This window comes from Tsuneonella sp. HG222 (assembly GCF_053819185.1).
This window is the reverse complement of sequence record NZ_JBSOQZ010000001.1, coordinates 78,313-103,692: the sequence shown is the minus strand read 5'-3', so window position 1 is coordinate 103,692 and position 25,380 is coordinate 78,313. Positions and strand designations below refer to the sequence as shown.

Annotated in this window: 21 protein-coding genes and 1 tRNA gene; 9 read left to right on the top strand and 13 right to left on the bottom strand. The window is 66.9% G+C overall.

The window, feature by feature from the left end; all coding sequences use genetic code 11:
* Positions 1 to 77: 77 nt before the first annotated feature.
* Positions 78 to 995: a hypothetical protein gene (locus ACWPMZ_RS00450; protein WP_455702064.1), complete on the top strand. Its 918-nt coding sequence runs from the start codon at positions 78 to 80 to the stop codon at positions 993 to 995.
* On the opposite strand, the gene ACWPMZ_RS00445 is transcribed toward ACWPMZ_RS00450, so the two are convergent.
* The gene (locus tag ACWPMZ_RS00445) at positions 992 to 3,088 is read right to left on the bottom strand and encodes a nuclear transport factor 2 family protein (RefSeq protein ID WP_455702063.1); all 2,097 of its coding nucleotides are present in this window, start codon (positions 3,086 to 3,088) and stop codon (positions 992 to 994) included. The genes ACWPMZ_RS00450 and ACWPMZ_RS00445 overlap by 4 nt on opposite strands.
* A gap of 1 nt (position 3,089) precedes the next feature.
* Complete coding sequence (locus ACWPMZ_RS00440; RefSeq protein ID WP_455702062.1) at positions 3,090 to 5,195, bottom strand: nuclear transport factor 2 family protein; 2,106 nt, start codon at positions 5,193 to 5,195, stop codon at positions 3,090 to 3,092.
* A 269-nt stretch (positions 5,196 to 5,464) separates the two neighbouring features.
* Between ACWPMZ_RS00440 and ACWPMZ_RS00435 the strand changes: the two genes are divergently transcribed.
* Both ACWPMZ_RS00435 and ACWPMZ_RS00430 read left to right on the top strand, forming a co-directional pair.
* Entirely contained in the window at positions 5,465 to 6,634 is a 1,170-nt protein-coding gene (locus ACWPMZ_RS00435) for a sialidase family protein (RefSeq protein ID WP_455702061.1), read from the top strand.
* 128 nt (positions 6,635 to 6,762) lie between these two features.
* Positions 6,763 to 9,324 (top strand): TonB-dependent receptor, encoded by a 2,562-nt coding sequence (locus ACWPMZ_RS00430; RefSeq protein WP_455702060.1) that lies wholly within the window; start codon positions 6,763 to 6,765, stop codon positions 9,322 to 9,324.
* 126 nt (positions 9,325 to 9,450) lie between these two features.
* On the opposite strand, the gene ACWPMZ_RS00425 is transcribed toward ACWPMZ_RS00430, so the two are convergent.
* From ACWPMZ_RS00425 to ACWPMZ_RS00405, 5 genes are all read right to left on the bottom strand, one after another.
* On the bottom strand, positions 9,451 to 10,386 hold the full coding sequence (locus ACWPMZ_RS00425; protein WP_455702059.1) for a 3-keto-5-aminohexanoate cleavage protein: 936 nt from the start codon (positions 10,384 to 10,386) through the stop codon (positions 9,451 to 9,453).
* Positions 10,387 to 10,395: 9 nt separating this feature from the next.
* The gene (locus ACWPMZ_RS00420) at positions 10,396 to 11,856 is read right to left on the bottom strand and encodes an NAD-dependent succinate-semialdehyde dehydrogenase (protein ID WP_455702058.1); all 1,461 of its coding nucleotides are present in this window, start codon (positions 11,854 to 11,856) and stop codon (positions 10,396 to 10,398) included.
* Complete coding sequence (locus ACWPMZ_RS00415) at positions 11,853 to 12,311, bottom strand: nuclear transport factor 2 family protein (RefSeq protein ID WP_455702057.1); 459 nt, start codon at positions 12,309 to 12,311, stop codon at positions 11,853 to 11,855. The genes ACWPMZ_RS00420 and ACWPMZ_RS00415 overlap by 4 nt, the downstream gene beginning before the upstream one ends.
* Before the next feature lie 28 nt (positions 12,312 to 12,339).
* Positions 12,340 to 13,494, bottom strand: a complete 1,155-nt coding sequence (locus ACWPMZ_RS00410) for an iron-containing alcohol dehydrogenase (protein WP_455702056.1) — start codon at positions 13,492 to 13,494, stop codon at positions 12,340 to 12,342.
* A gap of 81 nt (positions 13,495 to 13,575) precedes the next feature.
* Positions 13,576 to 14,349, bottom strand: coding sequence for an SDR family oxidoreductase (locus ACWPMZ_RS00405; RefSeq protein WP_455702055.1), 774 nt, complete (start codon positions 14,347 to 14,349; stop codon positions 13,576 to 13,578).
* A 245-nt stretch (positions 14,350 to 14,594) separates the two neighbouring features.
* Here ACWPMZ_RS00405 and ACWPMZ_RS00400 point away from each other — a divergent pair, with 245 nt between their 5' ends.
* From ACWPMZ_RS00400 to ACWPMZ_RS00385, 4 genes are all read left to right on the top strand, one after another.
* Complete coding sequence (locus ACWPMZ_RS00400) at positions 14,595 to 15,893, top strand: MFS transporter (RefSeq protein WP_455702054.1); 1,299 nt, start codon at positions 14,595 to 14,597, stop codon at positions 15,891 to 15,893.
* A gap of 204 nt (positions 15,894 to 16,097) precedes the next feature.
* Complete coding sequence (locus ACWPMZ_RS00395) at positions 16,098 to 17,057, top strand: AraC-like ligand-binding domain-containing protein (protein ID WP_455702053.1); 960 nt, start codon at positions 16,098 to 16,100, stop codon at positions 17,055 to 17,057.
* A gap of 190 nt (positions 17,058 to 17,247) precedes the next feature.
* On the top strand, positions 17,248 to 18,207 hold the full coding sequence (locus ACWPMZ_RS00390) for an amidohydrolase family protein (protein WP_455702052.1): 960 nt from the start codon (positions 17,248 to 17,250) through the stop codon (positions 18,205 to 18,207).
* Positions 18,208 to 18,214: 7 nt separating this feature from the next.
* Complete coding sequence (locus ACWPMZ_RS00385) at positions 18,215 to 18,781, top strand: gamma carbonic anhydrase family protein (RefSeq protein ID WP_455702051.1); 567 nt, start codon at positions 18,215 to 18,217, stop codon at positions 18,779 to 18,781.
* A gap of 140 nt (positions 18,782 to 18,921) precedes the next feature.
* Here the strand turns inward: ACWPMZ_RS00385 and ACWPMZ_RS00380 are convergent, their stop codons facing one another.
* The 4 genes from ACWPMZ_RS00380 to ACWPMZ_RS00365 all read right to left on the bottom strand — a co-directional run bounded on the left by ACWPMZ_RS00380 (position 18,922) and on the right by ACWPMZ_RS00365 (position 22,455).
* Positions 18,922 to 19,497, bottom strand: a complete 576-nt coding sequence (locus ACWPMZ_RS00380; protein ID WP_455702050.1) for a hypothetical protein — start codon at positions 19,495 to 19,497, stop codon at positions 18,922 to 18,924.
* A gap of 353 nt (positions 19,498 to 19,850) precedes the next feature.
* A tRNA-Gly gene (locus ACWPMZ_RS00375) sits at positions 19,851 to 19,924 on the bottom strand.
* Between the two features lie 37 nt (positions 19,925 to 19,961).
* A complete protein-coding gene (locus ACWPMZ_RS00370) occupies positions 19,962 to 20,585 on the bottom strand; it encodes an OmpA family protein (RefSeq protein ID WP_455702049.1) in 624 nt (207 codons plus the stop codon).
* 16 nt (positions 20,586 to 20,601) lie between these two features.
* Entirely contained in the window at positions 20,602 to 22,455 is a 1,854-nt protein-coding gene (locus ACWPMZ_RS00365) for a cation:proton antiporter (RefSeq protein ID WP_455702048.1), read from the bottom strand.
* Positions 22,456 to 22,548: 93 nt separating this feature from the next.
* On the opposite strand from ACWPMZ_RS00365, the gene ACWPMZ_RS00360 reads away from it, so the two are divergent.
* Positions 22,549 to 23,337 (top strand): SDR family oxidoreductase, encoded by a 789-nt coding sequence (locus tag ACWPMZ_RS00360; protein WP_455702047.1) that lies wholly within the window; start codon positions 22,549 to 22,551, stop codon positions 23,335 to 23,337.
* 14 nt (positions 23,338 to 23,351) lie between these two features.
* Entirely contained in the window at positions 23,352 to 23,936 is a 585-nt protein-coding gene (locus tag ACWPMZ_RS00355; RefSeq protein WP_455702046.1) for a nuclear transport factor 2 family protein, read from the top strand.
* Here the strand turns inward: ACWPMZ_RS00355 and ACWPMZ_RS00350 are convergent.
* The gene (locus tag ACWPMZ_RS00350; RefSeq protein WP_455702045.1) at positions 23,933 to 24,469 is read right to left on the bottom strand and encodes an adenine phosphoribosyltransferase; all 537 of its coding nucleotides are present in this window, start codon (positions 24,467 to 24,469) and stop codon (positions 23,933 to 23,935) included. The two genes, ACWPMZ_RS00355 and ACWPMZ_RS00350, sit on opposite strands and share 4 nt — an antisense overlap.
* 34 nt (positions 24,470 to 24,503) lie before the next feature.
* Complete coding sequence (locus tag ACWPMZ_RS00345; protein WP_455702044.1) at positions 24,504 to 25,373, bottom strand: cytochrome c1; 870 nt, start codon at positions 25,371 to 25,373, stop codon at positions 24,504 to 24,506.
* Positions 25,374 to 25,380: the final 7 nt, after the last annotated feature.

The window sequence follows — 25,380 nt, the reverse complement described above, 5'->3', positions numbered from 1 at the left end:
GGGCGCGCGCCCCGCTGCCGCCGTTTCCGGCCGCGGGCGCCACCTGGAACAATCATCCGGTTTGCAAGGAACTGCCCATGTACGAAGTCGACGATCCGCGCTCCCGCCTGTCCACCGCGAACGGCGGCAGCGGGCCGATCTCGGCCTTCGGTGGATCCAGCTATGGCCGGTTCTACGCCGACCCGCCGCAGGAATCCTCGGCACTGGCGCGCACCTGGTACACGCGCGGGCAGAATTTCGTCGTCTGCTATTCGGAGGTCGAACCCGGAGCCTCGTTCGAACGCAAGGGGCAGGCCGACGAGTACGTCCTGCTGCTGCACGAGCCCGAGATGTCCGCCACCGTCGAATGGAACGGCGAGACGACGCGGATCGACGGCTACTCGATCACGATGATTCCACCCGGTGACAGCACCGTGACCTGCACGGCCGGGGGGCGGATCGTTCGCCTGATCAGCACGGCCAATGCCGACGTGGTCGCGCTGGCCGACAACAACGCGGCCTATGAAGGTCCGCATCCGCAGATACCGGCGTTCGAGCCCTGGCCCGATCCTGTCGGCGGCTGGAAGGTCCGCAGCTACAGCCTGGACATTCCCGACCAGGAAGGGCGCTTCGGCAAGATCTTCCGCTGCACCACCTTCATGGTCAACGTATTCCCCCCGCAGGGCCCGCGCGACGTGACCAAGCTGTCGCCCCACCACCACGACGATTTCGAGCAGTGCAGCCTCGCGCTCAAAGGCTGGTACATGCACCATCTGCGCTGGCCGTGGACGGCCAACCAGCACGACTGGCGCGACGACGAACACGAGCGCTGCAACACCCCGTCAGTCTGCGTCATACCGCCCAAGGTGATCCACACCTCCGCCCCGTCGGGCGAAGGCGAGAACGTGCTGGTCGACATCTTCGCGCCCCCACGGGAGGACTTCTCCGACATGCCGGGCTGGGTCCTCAACGCGGACGACTATCCCCGCAGGCAGCCCGCCGACGCCGCAGCCTAGGGGCTGCGGTTGGCGGCCGGCGCGTCGGGCGGCTCCTGATAGCCGTTGGCTTCGAGATTGAGGTCCGGGCGCACCGAGCACGGCACGCAGCCGGGCTGGTAGAACTCGGGCTCGCGCCCGCTGACCGGGTTGGTGTAGCTGAACCACATCGGCAGGATCGTGGGCCATTGCCAGGTTTCGCCCGGACCGCCCCAGAAGTGCTCCGCCCGCCGGCCGACCTGCTCGAGCGTCACATCGGGTGGGAAGCTGCCGCCGCGGAATGTGCGCTTGGGCAGATTGGGATCGGGATCCTTCGCCTTGGCCCAGACGCCGTCCTTCCAGGCGACGGGGTTGATATAGGGTTCGTCGAGCGTCAGGTCCCAGATGCGCCAGATGCCGTCCTCCAGCACGTAGCGGTCGTGATACATCCCGCCCCAGAACGATGCGCTAAAGAAGTCGCCCGCCTTGCCCACTTCCTTGCCGGTGCGCGGCTGGAACAGGCGGAAGCGCCCCTTGGCGGAGCGGCCGTCCTCCGAAATCTGCACCACCGGCTGGACGAGCCAGTGGTATGAGATGCCCGGCTGGGTCTTGGGCGGTTCGCCGGCAACCCGGGCACCGAGCACGCGCTCGCGGGTGATGTACCAGCCGGAAAAGGGCGACATCTTGGTGCCCTTGGTGGCGATGATGCCGCCGAACCCCCGGGGCTGCGAATCGTCGAGATAGAAGCCGTAGGCGGACGAGACGTTCTCGATCCCGTCCCAAGCCTTTGCCCGGTCCAGCCTGCGCTTCGCTTCGGACAGGGTCACTGCAGCGGCGGGGGTCGCCGGGATGGCGGATGTCAGCGGGGCCGCGGCAACCTTTGCGGCCGAGCCTTGCGGGGCGATCTCGCGCGAAGTGACCGGATGCCTGGCCGCGAAGGCCGGCATGGGGACGCCGCCCGAAAGCGCGTTCGAAGGTTCGTCCGGGGCATTAGCGGCGCCGGGCACGGGATCGACGATCCTGCTCTTGCCCCAGCCCTGAAAGATGTCGGTCTTCATGATGGGGAAGCGGCGCATCTCGCGCAGTTTCCAGACGCCGGCTTCGCGCACGAAGCGATTGGCGAAAGTGGCGACTTCCCACCAGCCCTTCTCCTCGTCCGCTTCGCCCAGCATGCCCAGTTCGATGCCATGGGCCCACGCCTCGTTGCCGCCCGGCGCGATCGTCACCGTCGTGTCGAGCTGGACCTGGTCGTTGAGCTGGCCGTGCGTGAGGCCCGCCGGACCCATGGTCTCGAGCCAGCGACGGATGCCGTCCTTGCCGCGCCAGACGCCCTGGCCGCCGACTTCGACCACCCCGTCGTCGGCGAACAGGTCGACGACGTCGTCCCACATCTTGCGATCCTGGTAATAGCCGTAGGCGGATTGCAGCGAGCGGATGCGGTCTTCCTCGGCCATCGCATCGACGCGCGCCTGCAGCGCAGCTAGCCCGGCGCCCGCCTTGGGTGCCCGCCCCTGTGCGGGCGGGATGGGAATGCCGGATTCGTCGATCGAGAAGTGATACGGGACCACCGGCAGGTCGCCCCCGCCCCAGTTGGTCCAGCCGGTTTCGTACGCCCCGTCGAACTGCGGGTAGTAGTGCATGGTGAGGATCTGCCAGACGCCGTTCCGGCGGACGTAGTCGGACTGGATGACCCCTCCCTCGATGCGCGCATTGCCGCCGTGACCGTGGAAGATCAACACGTCCCAGCGGCCCTTGGCGCCCTGGCCGTCGACCGAAAGGTTGATCACGGGGTTCTCGACGAAGATCGAGGAAAGTCCGTCGCTCGCCGCCCCTTCGCGCCCGCCGCCATATCTCGTGCGGAGGAAATCGGCGATCAGGGTCGGGCCGGATGCTGCCTGCAGGTCCTTGACCAGACCGTCGAACTGGAATGTCCCGTCGGGGGCGAACAGGTCGCCGACCTGGTTCCACAGGCCGAACTGGGCGTACTGCGCGTAGTTGCGCTGCAAGGTCTTCACGGCCCGGACGCTCTCGGCCCGCTCGACCTCGCGGGCGAAGCTGTCGAGCGCCGGGTCGGCAAGGGCCGGCCATGCGGTGCCGAGCGCCAGGGCGGCGAGAAGGACCGATCCGCGCCGCATCTCAGCGCCCCTCCATCGCGTCCGCCTCGGGCGGGGTCAGGCCGATGTCGATCCCGTCCTGCTCGGGCCCGGTCGGCGGCATCTGGTAGCCGTTGGCGATCAGGCGGCTCTGCGGCAGCAGCAGGGTCGGCACGCCGTCGGGCCAGTAATGCTCGGGGATGCGGCCCGACACCGGGTTGCGGTAGTTGAACCACATCGGAAGGATCTGCGGCCACTGCAGCGTTTCGCCGGTTCCGCCGCGGAAATGCTCCATCCGCCGGCCCATCTTGGTCAGGAGGATGTCGGGCGCGAGGCGCTCGACCAGGCGGCTGACCCCGGCGACCTGCCCCGGCGGGGGATCCTTGGCCGCCGACCAGCCGCCCTTCCAGCCGATGCTGTTCCAGTAATGCTCGTCGATGGTCAGGGTCCACAGCCGCCAGATGCCGTTCTCGATCACCGCCTGATCGTTGGGATACATGCCGCCGGCAAGGCCGCCGCCGATCTCCGCCCCTTCCTTGGGCTTGGCGGTCGCGGGCTGGAACAGCCGGGTCCTGAGGTTGGCCGAGCGCCCGTCGTGCGACACGAGGATGACCGGCTGCGGCCGCCAGTGATAGGGGATCGAGGGACGGGTCGGACCCGGCTTGCCGTACATCGCGGTCGCCGCCGCGATGATTCTGTCGCGTCCCAGGTAATACCCGGCGAAGGGCGACTGCTTGTTGCCGTTCTGGGCGAAGATAGAGCCCATCGATTCCCACTGCGCGTCGGTCAGGTAATAGCCATAGGCATGGCTGACGTTCTCGACCGCGTCATAGGCGGCCGAGCGGGCCAGGCGCCGCTTCGCTTCCGACAGGCGGTCGGCATAGGGGTCGTTGGGAAAGGCGTAGGTTTTCCCGAACACCGGAGTGAGGCGATCCTCGCCGACCTGGCGCAAGCCTTTCGCCGTCACGGCTGCCCCTGTGGCCGGATTGGGTCCGAGGAAGGCGGGCATCATCCCCGCTGCCGGGCGCGCGGTGCCGCCCTTGCCCCACCCTTCGGCATACGTGCTCTTCAGCAGCGGATAGAGCCGCAGCTCCTTGATCTTCCACAGGCCGTTCTCGCGCGAAAAGCGGTTGCGGAACACGGAGAATTCCCACCCCGCCGTGCCGTCGTCGGCATCGCCGGTGAGACCGAGATCAATCCCGCGCGAGAGGGCTTCCTGATGGCCCGGCAGAACCTGGACCATGACGGAAAACAGCGGGTGCTCGTTCAACTCGCCGTGATCCAGCCCCTGCGAGCCCATCAGCTCCATCGCCTTGCGGGCGCCGTCCTTACCCTTGAACACACCGGTCCCGGCGATCTCCACGGCGGAATCCGCGGCGAACAGGTCGACCACGTCGTCCCACATCTTGCGGTCAACGTAGTAGCCGAACGCGTTCTGCAGGTTGCGGACCGAATCCTCCTGGTTGAGCCGGTCGATCGTCTCCTCGACGGCTTCCAGGGTCTTGCCCGAGGCCGGAGCCGCGCCGACCGCAGCGGGGATGGGAATGCCGGTCTCGTCGATGGTGAAGTGATAATCCGGCCGGGGCAGGTCGCCGCCCCCGGCGTTGGCCCAGCCGCGGGCGTAATCGCCCTCGAACTGCGGGAAGTAGCGCATCACGCTGAGCTTCCAGCGCCCATCCTCGAGGACGAATTCGTCCTCGTAAGTGCCGCCGTCGATCCACGTGCCGCCCTTGCCGTCACCCGCCATCGCCATGGCTTCGAAGCGCGACTTGGCGCTGGTGCCGTCGACGGAGAGGTTGACCACTTCGCTGTCGATCAGTTCGGTATGCATCGCCCCGGTCGCAAGGCCCGCGCGGGCGCCCACGCGGGCCTGCAGCCACTTCGCGATGGCGGCCTGCCCGGTCACCGTCTTGTCGCCCCAGACGATTTTGGCATCGCGCGAGAACAGCGCGGCCATCTGGTCGGCAAGGCCGAACTGGGCATATTGCGCGTACGTCCGCTTCAGATCCTTGACCGCCCGCACCGCTTCGACCCGCGAGACTTCCCGGGCGAGATCGTCGACCTGCGCCTGGGTAGCGTCTTCCGCAAGAACGGGGCTTGCCGCCGCCGTCAGGCAGAGCGCAGCAACGAAAGCGGTGAAACGAAACATCAAACCTTCTCCCCCGGCAACCGACGCAGCCGTTCTTTGCCGACAGGTTGCGGGGCCATGCGCGCGCGGGCAAGGGGGAAGCGGCTTTGGCGGGGCGCGAGGAATAAGTTTGCGCCATTTGGGTCAAGGCGCCGGACCTGCGTTACGCTTCCCGATGCAGAAGCTTTCGCCCTTTGGGTAAAGTCGCGCAGCGGGACGGCGCCATAACCGCAACATCGAGGGCCGCGGATTTTCACGCGATCCCGCCAACCGGAAGCAGGATCGAGCCATTGGCAACCAGGTTCCTACCCCCCCGTCCGCCCAGGCAGGTCGATCACGCGGTCGTCTACCGCCGGGATGACGAATTCTGCTCGTGGCCCTTCACCAGCGGGTTCTGGGAAAATGCCGACGGCACGCTCATTTCCAACTTCGCCACGCGCAACGTCGCCTACGGCGACGGCGGCGGCGCGATCCGGCACGATGTGCTGGGCCAGAACAGTTCGAACCCGCGCACGGTGACGATGCGCTCGCGCGATCGCGGGCGGATTTGGGAGGGGCCGCAGTACAACATGATGGCCGGCCCCGGCGGCGAAGGGCGCGGGCTCAAACGCGAAGAGATGCCTACCAGGTTGAGCGCCCCGGTCGATTATCGCGACAGGAACGTGCTCGTCTCGAACGGCTCGATGGGCGGGTTCGCCACCAAGGGCACGCAAGGCACCATCCGCCTGTCGCGCGATGGCGGGCAGACATGGGGCGAGACGATCCTCATCCCGCTCGAAGGGCATGATGCGATGACCGGCGTGCAATCCACCCTGGTGCGCCCCGACGGGCGGCTGCTGGTCTTCATGTTCTCGGTCGACAAGGACAACACCCACCGCCACCCGCTGGTCTACGGCAGCACCAACGAAGGGCGTGAATTCCATTTCATGGCCCACGTCACGCCGTACGAGGATTCGTTCGGCAACGCGGACGCCAACTACACCGATCCGAGCGTCGCTTTCGTCGGGCATCGCTGGTTCTATCCCCGGGGCTACATGCTCCCGAGCGGGCGGATCCTGTGCATCACCCGCTGCCAGCGCGATCCCACCGGGGTGATGTGGTCGGAGATTTTCCATTCCGACGACGGGGGGGCGACCTGGGCCTTCCTCAGCCGTCCGAACGATTTCGGCGCGCCCGGCACGCTCGTAGTCATGCCGGACGGGCGGGTGGTATGCATCTACGGTTATCGTCTCATGCCCGCGGGCATCCGCGCCACGGTGAGCGAGGATGGCGGCAAGACCTGGGGCCCGGAGATCATCGTGCGCGACGACGGCGGCAGCTGGGACCTGGGCTATCCCAATTCCTGGCTGGTCGACGACAACACCGTGGGTACGCTTTACTACTTCAATTCGAAGGATGACCCGATCCAGGCCAGCGGCGGCGTGCGCCACGTCCAACGCAGCATATTCACCATCGACTGACCGAAAGGCAGCTTGATGCAGAGTCGAGCGCCTATCCGGTCAAGTCTGCGCCGTCACAGCGCCTAGTGTTCGCCCCGAACGAGTCCGGCGCGCGACACGACGCCGGCGGTTGTGAGGAGGGTTCTGAAATGCGCTTGTATCCGTCGGACACGAAGGCCGTGTCGCGTTTGCTGGCATCGGCCGCCATTGCGGTCGTCGCCTGCCATCCCCTGGCCGCGCTGGCCCAGGACCGGCCCGCCCAGGAAGCTTCCGAGGAAGAGGATGCATCCACCGGCGGGATCGAGGAAATCATCGTCAGCGCAACGCGCCAGGCGACCAACCTGCAGGATACCCCGATCGCGGTGACCGCGGTCACTGCCGAGGCGCTCGAGGCGCGCGGCATCACAAACATGGGCGATCTCACATCGGTCGTTCCGAACGCGCAGTTCCGCCGCGTGCAGGGCGCATTCGGCCCCGGCGTATCGGCGTTCATCCGCGGGATCGGTTCGACCGACACCGGCCTCGGGGCCGAGAACCCCGTCGCGTTCTATATCGACGATGTCTACTACCCGATCCTGCTGGGCGCGAACTTCGACCTGCTCGACATCGATCACATCGAAGTGCTGCGCGGCCCCCAGGGTACGCTGTTCGGGCGCAATACCCTGGCCGGCGCGATCAACATCGTCGCCAAGCAGCCACGTCTGGGCGAAGTGTCCGGATACGGCGAAGTGACGGTCGGCAGCTTCAACCGGCTCGACGTGCGCGCGGGGTTCAACCTTCCGCTCGGCGATTCGCTCGCGCTCCTCGTTTCCGGCCTGTCGAAGAAGCAGACCGGCTATCAGAAGATGCTCGATTTCCGCTGCGAGATGAACCGCCGCGGCACGCCCCAACTGGCCGGCACCTTCCCCGCCATCACCCCGCTGCAGGGCGCGTCGAGCAACAATCCCGGCGAGTGCGTGGTAGGCCATTACGGCGGCACCGACGTGCGCGGCGGGCGCGGCAGCCTGATGTGGGAGGCGGCGCCGAATTTCCGCTTCACGATCACCGGCGACTATCTGCGCGATACCTCGGACAATGCGGCCGATTCCATCGTCGACATCGATCCGACCCGGGCAAATGCGAACATGCGCAGCCAGGCCGCCTACTTCGGCCTGGTCATCGACAATCGTTTCCGCACAGGCGACCCGTACAGCACCTACGTGACCTATACGGACCGGATTCCGGCCTGCACGGTGATCCCGGGCAACACCTATTACAACGGCAGCAGGTCGCCGATCACCGGCGAGTGCACGCGCGGCGGCTACGCGCTGCCCAACCGCAACAATTTCGAGAACTGGGGCGTTTCGGCCAAGTTCAACTGGGACCTTGGCGGCAACATCACGCTGACCGGCGTTGCCGCGCATCGCAAGACCGACGAGACCCATACCTTCGATACCGACGGCACGCCGCTGGTGGTCGAGCACGTGATCAACCACCTGATCCAGAGCTACGATCACGCCGAGTTGCGGCTGGCGGGCAAGTCGGACTTCATCGACTGGGTCGGCGGCCTGTTCTATTTCAAGGCCGATGGCGAGCAGTTCGCCTCGCTGATCCAGGGAAGCTCGGGCCTGCAGCGCTCGCTGCACACCTTCTATCTGCCCAAGAGCAAGGCCGTTTTCGCCAACGCCACGATCCGGCCGTTCGGCGAAGCGCTCGGCTTCGTGCTGGGCGGCCGCTACGCGGATGACGAGAAGACGGTCAATTTCTCAAACGTCTCCGACCTCAGCCCTGCGGTGACCAGTTCGGACATCGTCTTCACCGTCGTGCCCAAGCAGAAGAAGTTCAGCTGGAAGGCCGGCGTCAACTGGCAGCCGAGCAACGACATCCTGCTATATGGCTCGGCGTCGACGGGTTACACCCTCCCGGGCTTCAACCCGCGTCCGCTGCAGTTCACCCAGATCGCCCAGTTCGACGGCAACGAGAGCATCGCCTACGAATTGGGCGCGAAGCTCGACCTGTTCGACCGGCGGCTGCGGATGAACCTTGCCGGGTTCTACACCGACTTCAACAACCGGCCGACCACGATCGGCGGCGCCGAGGCTCTGCTCAACGACCAGGGCCAACCGCAGAAGGGCGACCAGCAGCTCGAGCCGCTGCCCGGCGGGCCTGCCGGCTCCACCCAGTGCTCCACCACCCGCGTACCTGCCGGAACCGGCATCGTGTGCCTGGGCCGCACCTATTATCGCAACCAGCCCGCCAAGATCAAAGGCCTCGAGGCCGAGCTCACTGCGGAGCCGATCGATAATCTTCTGATCAACGGCTCGGTCGGTTATTCCAAGCTCACCGCGCCGGACATTGCCGCCCGGGTGGTCAACCGGCGCCAGAACAACCCGTTCTGGACCGCCAGCGCCGGCGTTGCCTACAAGTACGAAGACCCCACGATCGCCGGTTCGATCACGCCGCGCATCGACATGACCTACGAGTCGAGCCAGATCGTCAGCGGCACCTCGACCAAGTACAACTACCTGTTCAAGAGCCGCGCCCTGTTCAACGGCCGCCTGACCTACGAGAACGAGCCGTACGATTTCACCGCGGCGATCGGCGTCACCAACCTGTTCAACAAGTTCTATTACGTGAACCTCTTCGATTATCAGGGGCTTGGGTATCCCCAGACCGATGCCCAGCCGGCCCGTCCGCGCGAATTCTACCTGACGCTGTCGAAGCGTTTCTGACGAAACTCACCGGGGGCCTTCGGGCCCTCCTCCCAAACTGGGCCGGGCTCCTCACGGTTGCCCGGCCTGTCTTTTTTTGGGGCCTGCGCGTGCGGCGATTGTTGGAGCGGCGAACCGCGCCGGCAGTTAGAAGCCGACCGCGTCGCCGCCCTTGAGGCCGAGCATGGCGCGGGCCTCCGCCGGCGTCGCCACCTCGCGGCCGAGCGCCTCGACGATCTGCCGGATGCGGGCGACCTGCTGGGCGTTGCTGCTCGCCAGTTCGCCCTTGCCGATGAAGAGGCTGTCCTCCAGCCCCACGCGGGCATGGCCGCCGAGCAGCACGGACTGGGTGCACAGATCCATCTGGTGCCGGCCGGCCGCGAAGGCTGAGAACAGGTAGTCGTCACCGAACAGGCTGTCGGCCACGGTGACCATGTGCGCCAGGTTGCGCACGTCAGCGCCGATCCCGCCCAGGATGCCGATCACGCCCTGGATCAGGAACGGCGGCTCGATCAGCCCGGCATCCGCAAAGTGTGCCAGCGTGTAGAGATGGCCGACGTCATAGCATTCGAACTCGAACTTCGTGCCGTAGGCCTGGCCGACCTCGGTCATGATCCGCTCGATGAAGACATTGTCGTTGTACATGATCCGGCCGCGGCTGGATTCGACGTACTCGCGCTCCCACGCGTGCTGCCAGGTGTCGACGCGCTTCGCGGCGCCCGAGAAGTCGAAGATCAGCGGGCCCATGTTGAGGCTGCAGACCTCGGGCTTGGCGGCGTGAGCGCCTTCCAGCCGGGCGTCCAGGCTCATCATGGCGCTGCCGCCAGTCGAGATGTTGATGACCGCGTCGGTCCCCTGCTTGATGCGCGGGAGGAAGGCCATGAAGTCCTCGGCGCGCGGGCTGGGACTGCCGTCTCCGGGGTTGCGCGCGTGGAGGTGCAGGATCGCCGCGCCGGCCTCGGCCGCACCGATCGCGGCCTCGGCGATCTGGTCGGGCGTCACCGGCAGGTGCGGCGACATCGAGGGGGTGTGGATCGAGCCCGTGGGCGCGCAGGTGATGATGACCTTGTTCGACTTGCGCACCCGCTTCTCCTAGATTCCCGCGTGACACAAATACTTGATATTCAAGTATTCCTCGAGCCCGTGGTGGCTGCCTTCCTTGCCGACGCCGCTCATCTTCACGCCGCCGAAGGGCGCCGCGGGGGTCGAGACGAGGCCGGTGTTGATACCGACGATGCCGCTCTCGATCGCGCGCGAGACCCGCGAAATCGTCGTCGGATCGGAGCTGCACATGTAGGCGGCGAGACCGAACTCGGTGGCGTTCGCCAGGCGTATTCCGTCCTCGAGCGTGGCGAATCCGATCACCCCGGCGAGCGGGCCGAAGGTCTCTTCATGGGCCAGTTGCGCGTCTGCCGGTACGTCGGCGAGCAGCGTCGGCACGAACACCCGCCTGGTGGCATCGCCGCCCCCGGCGACCACGCGGGCTCCGCGGCGTAGAGAATCATCACGATGTTCGACGACCTTTTCGACACCATCATCATCGATAAGCGGGCCGATGTCCGACGAAGGGTCGAACCCGTCGCCAGCCTTCATCCCGTCGATCCGCTTGCCGAACGCGGCAACGAATTTCTCCCGGATACCATCCTGAACGTAGATCCGGTTAGCCGCGATGCAGCTCTGCCCGCCGTTGCGGAACTTGGCGATCATGGCCGCTTCGACCGCGGTTTCGAGATCGGCATCGTCGAACACCAGGAACGGCGCGTTACCGCCCAGTTCCAGGCCGAGCTTCTTCATCGTCCCGGCGCACGCCTCGTAGAGGCCGACGCCGATCTCGGTCGAGCCGGTGAAGCTCAGCTTGCGCACCACGGGCGAGCCGGTCAGCACGCCGCCAATGGCCCGCGCCGATCCGGTCAGGATGTTGAACACGCCCGCCGGCACGCCGGCTTCCTCGCCCAGCCTGGCGAAGGCGAGCGCGGTCAGCGGGGTGGCGCTGGCGGGCTTGGCGATCATCGTGCAACCCGCGGCGAGCGCCGGGCCGACCTTGCGCGTCAGCATGGCCAGCGGGAAGTTCCACGGCGTGATAGCGGCGGTGACGCCGACCGGCTCGCGCTCGGCATAGAGGCGGCGGCCGGGTACCGGGGCCGGAATGGTCTCGCCAAAGGCGCGCGTCGCCTCGTCGGCGTAGAATTCCATGAACCCCGCGCCGTAGTCGAACTCGCCCTGCGCTTCCTTGAAGGTCTTGCCGTTCTCGAGCGTGATCAGGCGGGCGATGTCGTCGCGGTTGGCCTGCAGCAGGTCGAACCACTTGCGCAGGATCGCGCCGCGCTCCTTGGCGGTCTTCGCCGCCCAAGCCGGGAAGGCTTCCTGCGCTGCGTCCACCGCCTGCTGCGCCTCGTCGGCGCCAAGGTTCGGCACCTCGGCGAAATCCTCCAGCGTCCAGGGATCGTCGACCCGGATCGGCTCGCGGTTGCCGCCGACCCACTTGCCGCCGATCAGGTTCTTGGAAAGCAGGAGATCCGCATTGTCGAGCTTGCCGCGCTTGGTGTCCGTCACTTGTCCTCGTCCAGGTTGGGGTTGGTCACCGGCACGTCGCTTTCGAACAGGTGCTCGAAGCGGCGATAGGTGCACAGCCAGCGCCCGTCGCGGCGCACGAAGCGGTCCGTCGCCAGGCTGATCGTCACGGGTTCGTGACTCGGCTGCGGTTTGACCCCGTCACGGGCATAAAGAAAGAGGAAGTTGGTCGCCTCGGCCTCGTCCTCGCCGGTCATCCGGGCGCGGAAATTGGTGAAGCTGTGGACCGAAAGCCGGTCCCCCCGCTCGCGCCGCCAGTCGTAGAACTGCTGGATCTTGGCAACGCCGACGTAGCTGGCGAACTGCCCGTGAAACACCGCATCCTCGGTGTAGTAAGACGATGCCTCGCGGCCGCCGTTGAAGTCGATCTCGTGCCAGTAATCGGCCAGCTGCAGCGCGAGTTCGGCGTTGAGCTGGAGCAGGTCTGCGTCGGCCAAGTGGGTCTCCTGTCGATGGGGCTGCGCGCTAGAGCGCGGCCTCGTAGATTGCGCGGGCATCGTCCTCGCTGACTTCGCGCGGATTGCGCATCAGCAGGCGCTGCACGGTGATGGCGGCGGCCGCCATGTGCGGTACGGTGTTGTGGCTGATGCCGAAGGCCGAAAGGTGCCGTTCGATGCCGATGGCTTCCGAAAGCTGCTCGATCCGCTCGATCCCGGCCAGCGCAGTCGCCTCGTCGTCGGCCCCGTTCGCGCAGCCCAGCGCGCGCGCCATCTGGGCATAGCGCGCGGGCGCGGACGGCAGGTTGAAGCGCAGCACGTGCGGCAGCAGCAGCGAGTTGGCCACGCCGTGCGCGATGTGGAACTCGCCGCCCAGTGGATAGGCCAGGGCGTGGACCGCCCCGGTGTTGACCGGGCCCAGGCACTGACCGCCCAGGTGGCTGGCGCGCAGCATCCCCGCCCGCGCCTCCATGTCGTTGCCGTCGGCACACGCGCGCTCGAGATATTGCCCGACGAGGCGGATGCCTTCGAGCGCCCACTGGTCCACCACCGGGTGCGAAAACTTGTTGGCGTAGGCCTCGATGCAGTGGGTCAGCGCGTCGACGCCGGTGGCGGCGGTCACGCTGCGCGGCATCGTGCGGGTCAGCTCGGGGTCGAGGTAGGCGAAGTCGGGCACCATGTGCGGGCTGACGACGCCCTTCTTCAGCTGCGCCTCGGTATCCTCCACGATGGCGATCGGCGTCACCTCGCTGCCGGTTCCGGCGGTCGTGGGGACGCAGGCGAGCGGGATGGCCCTGCCCGCCACCAGATCGGTGCCGACGACTTCGGCGAACTGCTGCCGCCCGTCGAGCAGGACGGCCACCAGCTTGGCGACGTCCATCGCGCTGCCGCCGCCAAGGCCGATCACGCCATCGGTGCCGAAGGCGCGCGCGGCGGCCAGCGAGGCTTCGAGATCGGCCAGCGTGGGTTCGCCCTCGCTCGCCTCGAGCACCTCGACCGCGCAACCGGCGGCCTCCAGCGCGCGCACCGGCCCGTCGCACAGCGCGCGGATCGGCGCACCGGTCACGACCAGCACGCGCCGGGCACCCGCCGCGGCCATGTCTGCCCCCACGGCATCGGCGACGCCCTGCCCGAGGCGGACGGTGCGGACATTGTGCAGCACGAGGTTGGCAGGACTGTTCACGCGGAATCTCCAGAAGTTGTCGTGCAATTCACCGCCCGGCAGCCCCGGTCTTTCCTCAAGCGGCGCGAACGGTTGCGCGGCCTACAACGCGGCGATGTATCCGCCATCGAGCGGGATCACGTGGCCGTTGACGTAGGCCCCCGCGCGCGAGGCGAGGAAGATTACCGCGCCGGCGGCATCCTCGGCGGTGCCCGCGCGCTTCAGCGGGATATAAGTCTCGATCGAGCGCTGCGTGGCCTCGGACGTCGTGTCGTGCATCTGCGAGGGAAAGGGGCCGGGTGCGATCGCATTGACCGTGATCCGGTCCGCGCCCAGCGCCTTGGCCATCGACCGCGTCACGTGGTGGACCGCCGCCTTGGACGCGCCGTAGGGATGGGCTTCCCAGTTGGGCACGTGCAGCCCGCCGATCGAGCCCACGTTTATCACGCGCCCCGGATCGGTCTCGGACGCGGCGGCGCGCAGGAGAGGCAGGAGTTCGCGCGTCAGGAACACCGGCGCGCGCAGGTTGACGCCCAGCGCCTCGTCCCAGTCGCTCGTGCTCATTCCGGCAAGGTCGCCGGCGACGTTCGTCCCCGCGTTGTTGACCAGGATATGCAGCCGCTCCTCGCGCGCGGAAAGTGCGGCGGCCAGGTTCGCCGGTCCTTCCGGGTCGCTGAAATCGGCGGCGAGCGCGATGCATTCGCCCCCGTCGGCCGCAAGGGCCTGTGCCGCTTCCTGCGTGCGGGCCAAGTCGCGCCCGGTGACGTAGGTCTTCACGCCGTGCCGGAGCAGGCCGGCGGCGATCATCGCGCCGATGCCGCTGGTCCCGCCCGTTACGAGCGCGGTCTTCCCTTCGATCGAAAACAGCGGATCCATGGCGTGCGATTTCTTTCCTTCCCCGGGTCGGGAGGCCTTGCATAGGATCGCGATTTCGCTGCGCGCAAGCGATCAGACGCGGGCCGGCAAATATAGTTGCCACGGCAATTTCGCGGGCCGCACGAGACAAGCCGTGGGCGGGGCGCAAACTAGCTTTGCCGCGGAAACCCGTGGATTTCGCGCGCCCTTTCTCCGACTGGGGGGCGAACCTTCACGGACTCTATGGCGGAGAGGCAAGACACCTGATGGCGATGTTCGACTGGTATCGCGAAGCGAACGGCAAGACGCGCCGGATCTTCTGGACCTGCAGCGGCGGCTGGGCGATGGATATGGCCGACAGCGTCGTCTATTCCTACCTCATCCCGGTGCTGGTCGTGGCGCTGGGGATGACGCTGCCGCAGGCGTTCTTCATCTCGAGCGTGAACTTCTTCGCCGCGGCGCTGGGCGGCTGGATCGGCGGCTGGCTGTGCGATCGCTATGGCCGGGCCAGGATCCTGCAGCTGACCATCCTTTGGTTCAGCGTGTTCTCGTTCATTTCCGGCTTCGTCCAGACCTACGAACAGATGCTCGTCGTCCGCCTGTTGCAGGGCCTGGGCTTCGGCGCGGAATGGGCAGTCGGCGCGGTGCTGCTGGGCGAGGTCATCGCACCCAAGGACCGCGGCAAGGCGCTCGGCACCGTGCATTCGGGCGCGGCGGTCGGGTCCGGCCTGGCGGCGCTGATGGCGGGCCCGGTGGCCGCGCTGTTCGGCCCCGACATGGGCTGGCGCGTGGTCTTCTGGGCGGGAATCCTCCCGGCCCTGCTGATCTTCTTCATCCGCCGCGACAGCGACGATTCGGACATCTTCAAGCGCGCCGCCGAGCGTGCGCGCGCGACCGGCCAGCGCCATTCGATGGCCGCCATCTTCAAGCCCAAGGTGCTTCGGATCACCGTGCTGACCGCGCTGCTGTCGCTCGGCGTGCAAGGGGCCGCCTATTCGATCAGCAACTCGGTGACGAGTTTCCTGAACCTCGAACGCGGGGTGCCGATGGCGATCGCCGGCGTGCTCGTGCTGTTCAACAGCGCGGGCGGCTTCTTCGGCTTCCTGACCAACGCCTACGTCAGCGACACGGTGGGCCGGCGCAACGTCTTCCGCCTGTTCGGCATCGGGTTCGCGATCATGGCCATGGTCTACCTGCTGGCCCCGCTCGGCAGCAGTCCGCTGGCGCTGGGCGCGGTCGGCTTCGTCTACGGCTTCTTCCAGTTTGGCATGTACGCCAGCTTCGGGCCCTATTTCACCGAGCTGTTCCCGACCGAACTGCGCGGGACCGGCCAGGCCTTCGCCTACAACTTCGGGCGGGCCGGCAGCGCGGTGTTCATCATGGGTATCCCGCTGATCGCAACGGCGGAGAACCTGTCGCACGGCATGGCCTTCTTCGCCGCGCTGGGCGTGGTGATCGTGCTGGTGTCGCTGATGTTCATGCCGGAAACCGCCGGCAAGGAGCTGGAGGACCTCGACGCCATCGAGCCGCTAGCCGTCGACGGACCCGTCGCTCCCGCACCTTGAACAGCCCTCTCGGCCCGACCGTCGGGAGCGGTCGAATGCCGCTCCCCACGATACATCCTTTCCTTCGCTGCATTGCAAAAACGAAACGCCGTTCCAAAAACGTTTGACTCGCTTCGGGGTCTGTTGCAGTTTTCGGAACAGCGGTTCGTTTTTGCGCGCGCCGGCTTGCCCGCCAACGATGCGGGACGGGGAGAGGGAACGATCATGGAACTTCTGACGACGAACGGTTTGCCGGTCGCTGGCCGCGCCGCCGCTTGGGGCGAACTCTACGCAAGCAAGATGAGCCTGTGCGAATTCATCCCGCAGGATGGCGGTCCCTTCGATGCCGAACTGCGGATCGGCATGCTCGGCCCAGTGAAGCTTGCGCGCCTGACCGTCGACCGCTGCAGCGTCGAGCGCAAGCAGAGCCACATCATCGCCAACGGGCCGCGGCTCTACAATTTCCTGCTGCAGGCCGAAGGGTCGAGCACGTTCTACCACTGCGGGCTGGAGTCGCATCTCGAAGCAGGCGATTTCGTCCTGTGCGACACCGGGCTGCCGCACTTCTTCCGCACCACCGGGCATTCGGTGACGGTGATGGTCCGCGTGCCGAGCGACATTCTGCGCACCTACCTGCCCACGCCCGAGCAGTTCTGCGGCCGCCAGCTCGGCGGCGCCAAGGGGCTGACCGGCACGGTCGCGGCGATGGTGCGCGAACTGAGCCACGACGGCGCGAGCGGGATCGACCCGGCGGGCGAGGACCGCGTGGCGCGCTATCTGCTCGAGCTGATCTCGATGTCCTACACCAGCTCGCTCGCCACGATGGAGCACGCCTCGGCGGTCGCCTGGCAGCGCCGCAAGGACGTGATCCAGTTCGTCGAGGCGAACCTGCGCGACCCGGAGCTGTCGCCCGCGACGATCTCCGCCGGCCTGCGCGTCTCGCCCCGCTACCTGCGCACCGTCTTCGCGCCGGGCGGGGAGAAGATGAGCGCCTACATCCTGCGCCGCCGCCTGGAGGAATGCGCACGCCAGATGCTGAACCCGGCATGGAACGCGCACACCCTGACCGAGATCGCATTCTCCTGGGGTTTCAACAGCGCCGCTCATTTCACCCGCACGTTCCACGAGAAGTACGGGCAGGCGCCGCGCGACTTCCGGCGCTCGGGCATGGCGCGCGCGGCCTGAGGCCGGCGACCTTCTGCAGGGCAGACAAATAATCCTGCCCGGACAGGCAAGTGGCGATCCCTCCCGGATGCAATCGCGGAAACTGGATCGAATGCTGGCCACCGCGCATCGCAATGCCGATGCCGCTGACAAGCGCCACTCCCGGCAAGCCGTTTGAGCGTGGCCGGAGTGCTGGAGGGAACGTGAGGGGATGGCGGCCGGACTGCTCGATACGCATGCGCACCTGATTGCCGCCGACTGGGAAACCTATCCCGCGCGCCCGTTCACGCCCGATCTCCCGGTCCCCGACCGTCCGGATTTCACGGTGACGGCCGAAGATCTGCTGGCACTGATGGACGAGCACGGCGTGGACCATGCCTGCCTGGTGCAGCGGGGCCACGTCTACGGTTACGACAACAGCTACATCCTCGATTCCGGCATGCGCTATCCCGACCGGCTTCATCCGGTCGTCATCCTCGACACGCAAGACCCCGGCGCCGCCGCGGCCTATCGCGGCATGGTGGCCAATTCCGGGGTGGTCGGCTTCCGCATGGCCAACAGCCGGCCGTGGATCCTCGACACTGCGTGGATGAGCTCGCCCTCGGCGATGGAGATCTGGAAGGCCTGCGCCGAGCTTGGCACGCCGATGACGATCATCGTGTTCGACAGCCAGCTTTCCTACGTGCTGCCGCTCATCAAGGTCATCGCGCGCATGTTTCCCGACCTGCCGATCATCCTCGATCACGGGGCCATGCCCTACGGCATGTCGCAGTACGAGGTGGCCCTGCGCGAGCAGGCGGGCGAGACCGTGGTCATGCCGCCCGCGCCCGATTACGGGATCAAGGAAACGATCTCGATCTTCGCCGACGATGCCAACGTCTTCTTCAAGATCACCGAGATCAACATGGAGCGGCTGGTGAAGGCCGGCGTCGCCGCCGCCGATCTGGTCCGCCGGATGGTCGACGTGTTCGGCCCGGACCGCCTCGTCTGGGGATCCGACATGGGCCAGTCCATGCTGTGGGACTACGCCACCAAGGTCGAGATGGCCTATGGCGCCTGCGCCCGGCTGACGGACCAGGAGAGCCAGGCTTTCCTGCACGACAACGCCGCGCGGATCTACGGCATCGGATCGCGCGCCGAGGCCACCCGATCCGTCTCCAGCGCAGCCTGACCGGCCGGTGGCAGGCGACCCGCTGATCCTGCCGTTCGGCGGCAAGACCCCCCGGATCAGTTCCAGCGCCTTCATCGCGCCCGGTGCGCGGATCATCGGCGATGTCGAGATCGGGCCCGATGCCAGCGTGTGGTACAACTGCGTCCTGCGCGGCGACATCAACCGGATCGAGATCGGCGCCGGCAGCAACCTGCAGGACGGGACCATCGTCCACGTCGAAGGGCCGAGGCCGGACTTCGCCGGACTGCCGACCATCGTGGGCGAACGGGTGCTCGTCGGGCACGGCGTGATCCTGCACGGCTGCCGCATTGCGCCCGGCGCCTTCGTCGGCATGGGTTCGGTCGTGATGGACGACTGCGAACTGGGCGAGGAAGCCATGCTGGCGGCGGGCGCGATGCTGACCCCCGGCAAGTCGGTCCCGGCCCGTCAGGTCTGGGCCGGTCGCCCCGCCAGGATGATGCGCGAGATCGGTGACGACGAGGCCGCCGCGATGGCCCAGCAGACCCTGCACTACGTCGAGAATGCGGCGCGGCACCGCGCGGCGCTGGCTGCTTGGCGGGAGGCCGGCGCCTAGCCGTACGGGCCTTCCGGGCGGCAGTCGGGTCGATGCGGAGCTGGAGCGGAAAAGCGAGGCCGACGTTAAAGTCCGCCCGAGGATTGCGCGGAGAATAGGCCAATCTTGCCCGTGGCTAAGGCTCTGCCAATGGAAAATGACTATTTTTTCGGTGGCCAAGCCGCTTCGATTTCACCCTTCGACAATCGAATGGCGTGGGCCGCTGCGTTCACATTGTTAGAAAACGCATAGCCGATCTCCCAGTTGATATCCGGGTGATGCCAAAACGACGACTTAATCTGGACTTCCGGCCCCTCTGGGTGTGCCCGCCCCCAGGAAGTCACCTTATTCTGACGGAGGGCTGCCGACATTTCCGACTTCACCGTGTCTACTGATCTATAGCCGCTGTTCCCCCAACGCGATCCTGTGGCCAAATAGATCATAGCTTCTTGAAAGGTGATGTCCGGCGACCATGCACTTTGGTTTTCATCGGAAGCGGCGAAAGAGGGCTTGCGCGGCGCGTGGCGAGCCGCAGGGCTTTCCCCATCCTGCTGGCTAATCGTCCTGGAGTTAACCCGCCTGGGCAACATGAACGCCATAATCACGACAGGCAGCAAAATGCCGAATGCGCCTGTTTGAACAAAGGCCGAAACAATCTCCCGACCCGCCGCAACGGCCGGGACCGCGACCGGAGCGAGCAGCCAACCCAAGGACAACAGCCCAAAAAAAACGGCCATAGACCAGAGTATATTTCGAGGTCGCCCGGGCGCAGTCGGAATCGCTCCAAAGATTGCGCCAAGCATAGCGCCAACCAGCAGCGACAGAACTGCGAGCGAATCCCCCTGAAACACCGCCCGCACATATCAGTGAGCGCCGTATTTGCAAAAGATGGCTGGAGCAGTACCTCGCGCTGGTTCAAGCTCTAATGCCTCGGTTATCGATGCCTCGCACCAGCGGTGCTAAGCGCCCGCCATGACCGCATCGTCCTGACGCCCCGCCAGGACGGCCGAGGCGTGGACCTGAAAGTGGAAGGCGGGCTCGCCGCCATGGTCGCCCTCGCGGCGGGCGACACCCCGACGGACTTTAGCGATGGAGCGGGTAAGGGGAATCGAACCCCTCTAGCTAGCTTGGAAGGCTAGTGCATTACCACTATGCTATACCCGCCCGCTGGCGCGCGAATTGCGGCAAGTGAGGCGCGCCGTCAAGGTCCGTCCTCGGACCCGCCGCTAGCCGCGGCGTCGGCGGTTTCCGTCGGCGCCTTGCCCGGCGGCGCTATCCACACGTCCACCCGGCGGTTCTTCGCCCGGCCGCTTTCGTTCGGCGTCCCGTCGAGCCTGGCGTTGGGCGTCACGGGGTTCTGCTCGCCCATCGGCACGACCTCGATCCGCTGTGCGGCGATGCCCTGTTCCTCGAACCACCCAGCGACCGCTTCGGCTCTCTTGCGCGAGGCGAACAGGTTGCCCTGGTCGTTGCCGGCCGAATCGGTGTGGCCGCGCAGCACGATCGGCCAGCCGCGCTCGACCTGGTCCGACACCAAGACTGAATGCAGCAGCTTCTGCGCCGCCGGGTCGAGATCGTAGCCGCCATCGGGAAAACCGATCGTCGCGGTGAGCGGGTCGGGCGCGACGTCCAGTACCGGGCTGGGCGTCACGTCGGGCCGGATGATCGAGGCGGGTTCTTCGCTCTGCCCATCGGGCCCCTCCACCAGCGATACCGTTTCGGTCGGGTCAGGAGCTGGCGAAGGGTCCGATCCGGCCGGATCCTGCCTGACTTCGCAGCCGGCCAGCGCCGCCACTCCGGCGAGCAGCAAGATGGGACGTTTCATGGCGATGCTCCCTCGGTCATGTCGCCGGTTCCGGCCTGGCCGGCTTGCGCCGCGCCTCTCGCCGCGCGGCTACGGTTTGCGGGGCGCGCTTGTCGGGCGGCGCGTAGGAAATGATGGTGTCGCCGGGCTGCGGCTCGGGCGCGCTGGCGTGGGTGAAGAAGCGCATCTGCCCGCCGGGCCGGACGATCAGCAGCATCGTTGCCGCCTCGGGCAGCGCCTGCTTCAGGTCCGCCAGAACGAACTTGTCGGACAGCCTGGTGCGGCGAAATTCCCAGCCCTCCTGCTGGCGCCGGCTGAGGTCCGACACGCCGAAGCCCGGGGTGGAGAACAGCTCGCGCCCGCGAAGCCCCGTCGGCAGCGTCACTTCCTCGTCCTCGTCGCCGCCCAGCTGGTAGACCGCGTCGGTCCCGATCTCGGGCGCGAATTCCGAACAGACGAGCGTGTTGTAGGCTTCGTTCTCGGTTGCGGCGATGAGCACCTGGAACGGCGCGGTGTCGAGATTGTGCTCGGTCGCTTCGTTGAGGATTTCACCGTGGAACGTGGGGATGTCCTCCTGCCGCGCAGGCTTGAGGCGCGACCAGCTGGTATCGGTCAGCAGCACCGGCGTGCCGATCGCGTGCATCTGCCGCGCGAGCGCGATGCTCCATGCGGTGGCGCCCACGATGAGCAGCCCGGGCCGCGTCTCCCCCTTCACGCCCAGCCAGCGGGCGACGATGTCGATGGTGAAGCCGTGGGCCACGATCGTCGCCACGGCGACCGCGAAGCTCAGGCCGATGAGGATCGTCCCATCGCCATAGCCCAGGTCGACCAGGCGCAGCGCGAAAAGCCCGCTGATGGCGACCAGCACGATGCCGCGCGGCGCGATCCAGGCGAGGAACAGCCGCTCGTTCCACGGCACCTTGCTGAACGCGAGCGCGGACAAAATCGTTGCCGGGCGGACCACGAAGAGGAGGACCAGGAGAAACAGCCCGAAGCGCCATTCGAACTGCCGGATCGCCGCGAAGTCCAGGCTGGCCGAAAGCAGGATGAAGATCCCGGAGACCAGGATGACCGCGACGTTCTGCTTGAAGGGATGGATCGCCCGCAGCGAGGTGACGTGCATGTTGGCCAGGGCGATGCCCATGACCGTGACCGCCATCAGCCCGGCCTCGTGCTCGATGAGGTTGCTGACCACGAAGAGCCCGATGACCGTGACCAGCAGCACCGGGACCTTGAGGTATTCGGGCACATAGCCGCGGGGAAAGGCGAAGGCGATCGCGCGCGCCGCCGCGTAGCCGAGCGCGCCGGCGGCAAGGGCTGCGAACGCGATCTTTGGCGCGACCACCCAGACCGCCTGCCCCTCGGACGAAAGGCGGAAGTATTCGTAGGCGATGACCGCGCACAGCGCGCCGAACGGGTCGTTGACGATGGCTTCCCATTTCAGCACCGCAGCCGGGCGCGGTTGCACGTTCGACTGGCGCAGCAGCGGGATGACAACCGTCGGCCCGGTCACCACCAGGATGCCGGCGAACAGGATCGCCACCGGCCAGACGAGCCCGGCGACGTAATAGCAGGCGAGCGCGCCGAACAGCCAACCGAGCGGAACCCCGAGGACGACGAGGCGCAGGACCCCGTCGCCGTATTTGCGCAGTTCGCGAAAATCGAGACTGAGCCCGCCTTCGAACAGGATCAGGGCGACGCCGATCGAGACCATCGGTTCGAGCAGCTCGCCGAACGCCAGCTTGGGGTCGATCACGCCCAGCACCGGTCCCGCAAGGAATCCCGCCGCCAGCATGAGGACGATCGCGGGCCACCCGGTGCGCCAGGCGATCCATTGCGCACCGATTCCGAGCAGGCCGATGAGCGCGATGACGAGTGCCGGTTGTTCCATCCCCTTCAGCTAATGAGCGGGACGGGAAATCTATCCCGCAAATTGCTTGCCTGCCTGCGCGGGGCTGCCAGGATGGGCGCGAGGGAGAGACGGATGGACCTGGGAATTTCGGGCCGCAAGGCGATCGTCAACGGCGGCAGCGCGGGCATCGGCAAGTCGGCCGCGATGGCCCTCGCGAGCGAAGGTTGCGCGGTGTGGGTCTCGGCGCGCGGCGAGGATCGGCTGGTTGCCGCCTGTCGGGAAATCGCTGCGGCAACCGGCGCCGCAGTCACGCCGGTGGTTGCCGATCATGCCTCGCCCGAGGGCCGCGAGAGGATCCTGGCGGCCTGCCCCGAACCCGATATCCTGGTCGGCACCTGCGCGCCGCCGCCGATGACGCCCGACTATCGCGCGATCACGGAGGACCAGTGGCACGAGGCGATCCGCATCTCGCTGATGAGCCCGATCGCCATGATGCACGCCGTGGTCGACGGCATGGCCCGGCGCGGCTGGGGGCGGGTGGTCAACATCGCCACGGTCGCGGCGAAATATCCGCACGAGATACGCGTTCTGTCGGGCAGTACGCGGGCCGCGCTGACAAACTACGCGGTTGCGGTCGGCAAGGTCGTCGCGCGGCACAACGTGACGATCAACACCGTGCTTCCGGGGATGCACTACACCGCGACCGTCGACGAGTTGTTCAATGCCCGGGCGCGGGCCAAGGGGATCACCTTCGAGCAGGAGGTGGCCGAGTTCATCGCGGCGTGGAACATCGCCAGCGGGACCTTCGGCGATGCCGACGACTGCGGCGCGATGGTGGCCATGTTCTGCTCCGAACAGGCGAAATACACCACCGGACAGAGCCTCGTCATCGACGGCGGAGCGACGAATTCGACATTCTGAGGGAGGCAAGACCAATGAAATTCACTGCCGTTCGGCTCGCGATCCTGGGACTCGCGCTGTCCACCCCGCCGGCCCTGGTCTGGGCGGCCCAGCTTGCGAAGGAGAAGCCAGTGTACGGACCCAACTACGGCAACGACCGGGCCGAGATCGAAGACCTGATGAGCCGCTATCTCTACGCCTTCGACTGGCAGGACGCCGAGGCCTATGCCGCGACCTTCACCGAGGACGGGATCCTCGATTTCGCCGGCGGGCGCGAACAGGGCCACGAGGAACTGAAGAAGGTCATGATCGACATGGCCGTGCGCGAAAAGGCCAAGGCCGATGCGAGCTTCCCGCCCCGTCGCCACCGGGTGCGGCATTACGTTTCGAACCTCGTGCTGGAAATCGAGGGCAATACCGCCCGCTCCACCTCCTACTGGTGGGAATACAACAACGATGCGCGCGCCGGCCGGCCTTATCTTGGCACGTACGGCCACTACGAGGACGAGCTGGTCAAGGTGGACGGCCGCTGGCTGTTCAAGCACCGCAAGATCTACAACGAGGAGAATGCGGAGCTGCGGGCGACCGACCAGAACCCGGTCTATCGTCCGCGGGTCTAGTGCCCGTCGAATTCCATCAGCGACCACGGGGTGACCCCGGTCGCACGTAGCGCCGCGGCGCCGCCGAGTTCGTGCAGGTCGATCACGAACAGCGCGTGATCGACCACCGCCCCCGCCTTGCGCAGCAGGTCCACGCCGGCCAGCGCGGTGCCGCCAGTGGCGATGAGGTCGTCGACCACGATCATGGGCTCGCCCTGCTCTATCAGCGAGGGGTCGAGCTCCAGACGGGCGGCGCCGTATTCGAGCGCGTAGTCGACGCCGATCGTGGGCACGGGCAGCTTGCCGGGCTTGCGCAGGGGGACGAAGCCCAGGCCCAGCCGGGCCGCGACCATTGCCCCGAAAATGAAACCGCGCGCCTCGATCCCGGCGATGGCCGATGCGCCGCGTTCGCGCGCGGCCTCCGCCATGTGCTCGACGGTGGCGCTAAGACCCGGACCGTGGGCGATCAGCGTGGTGATGTCGCGAAACAGGATCCCCGGTGCCGGGAAGTCCGGCACCGTGCGGATCAAGCGCTTCAGTTCTGCCGGACTCACGCCGGACGCCCCCCGTCCGAGGGGCGGACCGGCATCAGTCGCGGTGCTTCGGCTTGACCGGCGCCCAGATCTGCTTCTTGGCCATCCACGCGAGCACCGTGGCGAAGAGGACGAACAGGATCACGGGCCAGCCGGTTTGCTTGCGCTTCGGCAGGCTCGGCTCCGCGGTCCAGGTGAGGAACGCGGAAACGTCCTGCGCCATCTGATCGGCGGTCGCTTCGGTCCCGTCGGCGTAGGTCACCTGGCCGTCGGACAGCGGCGGCGCCATCGCGAGGTTGAGGTTGGCGAACCAGGGATTGAAATGCAGGCCCGGCGGGGTCTCGAACTCGGGGTACTCCGCGGCCAGCTGCTTGCCGTTGACGCTGAAAGTCGCCGGGTCGCGGTAACCGGTCAGCAGCGAATAGACGTAGGCCGACCCGTCGTGCCGCGCCTTCGTCATCAGCGAGAGGTCGGGCGGAACGGCGTTGTTGTTCGCGGCGCGCGCGGCGACGTCGTTCGGATAGGGCGAGGGGAAGTAGTCCGTCGCCGTGCCCGGGCGGGTCGTGGCCTCGCCGGTCACCGGATCGATGCCCGGGACCTGCTTGGTCGCGGCATAGGCCTTCACCTGCGCTTCGGAATAGCCGAGCTGCTCGAGATCGCGGAAGGCGACGTGGCGCAGCGAGTGGCAGGCCGAGCAGACTTCCGAATAGACTTGCATGCCGCGCTGCAGCTGCTGGGTGTCCCAGTGCGCGAACAGCCCGTCGCTGGCGAGGTGCAGCTTGCGCGGGTGCATGTGGAACTCGGTCTCGGCGGTGTCTTCCTTGAGGTAGCCCTGGCCGACGACGGTCGCCGCCCCGGTCACAAAGCCCCAGAGCACCGCAACCGTGAAGAACAGGCCGGCAAGGATTCCGATGATACGGACCATTTTCGTG

Coding starts and splice junctions, on each gene's coding strand:
- ACWPMZ_RS00450 (WP_455702064.1), top strand. CDS start 78: ATGTACGAAGTCGACGATCCGCGCTCCCGCCTGTCCACCGCGAACGGC.
- ACWPMZ_RS00445 (WP_455702063.1), bottom strand. CDS start 3,088: ATGCGGCGCGGATCGGTCCTTCTCGCCGCCCTGGCGCTCGGCACCGCA.
- ACWPMZ_RS00440 (WP_455702062.1), bottom strand. CDS start 5,195: ATGTTTCGTTTCACCGCTTTCGTTGCTGCGCTCTGCCTGACGGCGGCG.
- ACWPMZ_RS00430 (WP_455702060.1), top strand. CDS start 6,763: ATGCGCTTGTATCCGTCGGACACGAAGGCCGTGTCGCGTTTGCTGGCA.
- ACWPMZ_RS00405 (WP_455702055.1), bottom strand. CDS start 14,349: ATGGATCCGCTGTTTTCGATCGAAGGGAAGACCGCGCTCGTAACGGGC.
- ACWPMZ_RS00400 (WP_455702054.1), top strand. CDS start 14,595: ATGGCGATGTTCGACTGGTATCGCGAAGCGAACGGCAAGACGCGCCGG.
- ACWPMZ_RS00395 (WP_455702053.1), top strand. CDS start 16,098: ATGGAACTTCTGACGACGAACGGTTTGCCGGTCGCTGGCCGCGCCGCC.
- ACWPMZ_RS00390 (WP_455702052.1), top strand. CDS start 17,248: ATGGCGGCCGGACTGCTCGATACGCATGCGCACCTGATTGCCGCCGAC.
- ACWPMZ_RS00380 (WP_455702050.1), bottom strand. CDS start 19,497: ATGGCCGTTTTTTTTGGGCTGTTGTCCTTGGGTTGGCTGCTCGCTCCG.
- ACWPMZ_RS00370 (WP_455702049.1), bottom strand. CDS start 20,585: ATGAAACGTCCCATCTTGCTGCTCGCCGGAGTGGCGGCGCTGGCCGGC.
- ACWPMZ_RS00365 (WP_455702048.1), bottom strand. CDS start 22,455: ATGGAACAACCGGCACTCGTCATCGCGCTCATCGGCCTGCTCGGAATC.
- ACWPMZ_RS00360 (WP_455702047.1), top strand. CDS start 22,549: ATGGACCTGGGAATTTCGGGCCGCAAGGCGATCGTCAACGGCGGCAGC.
- ACWPMZ_RS00355 (WP_455702046.1), top strand. CDS start 23,352: ATGAAATTCACTGCCGTTCGGCTCGCGATCCTGGGACTCGCGCTGTCC.
- ACWPMZ_RS00345 (WP_455702044.1), bottom strand. CDS start 25,373: ATGGTCCGTATCATCGGAATCCTTGCCGGCCTGTTCTTCACGGTTGCG.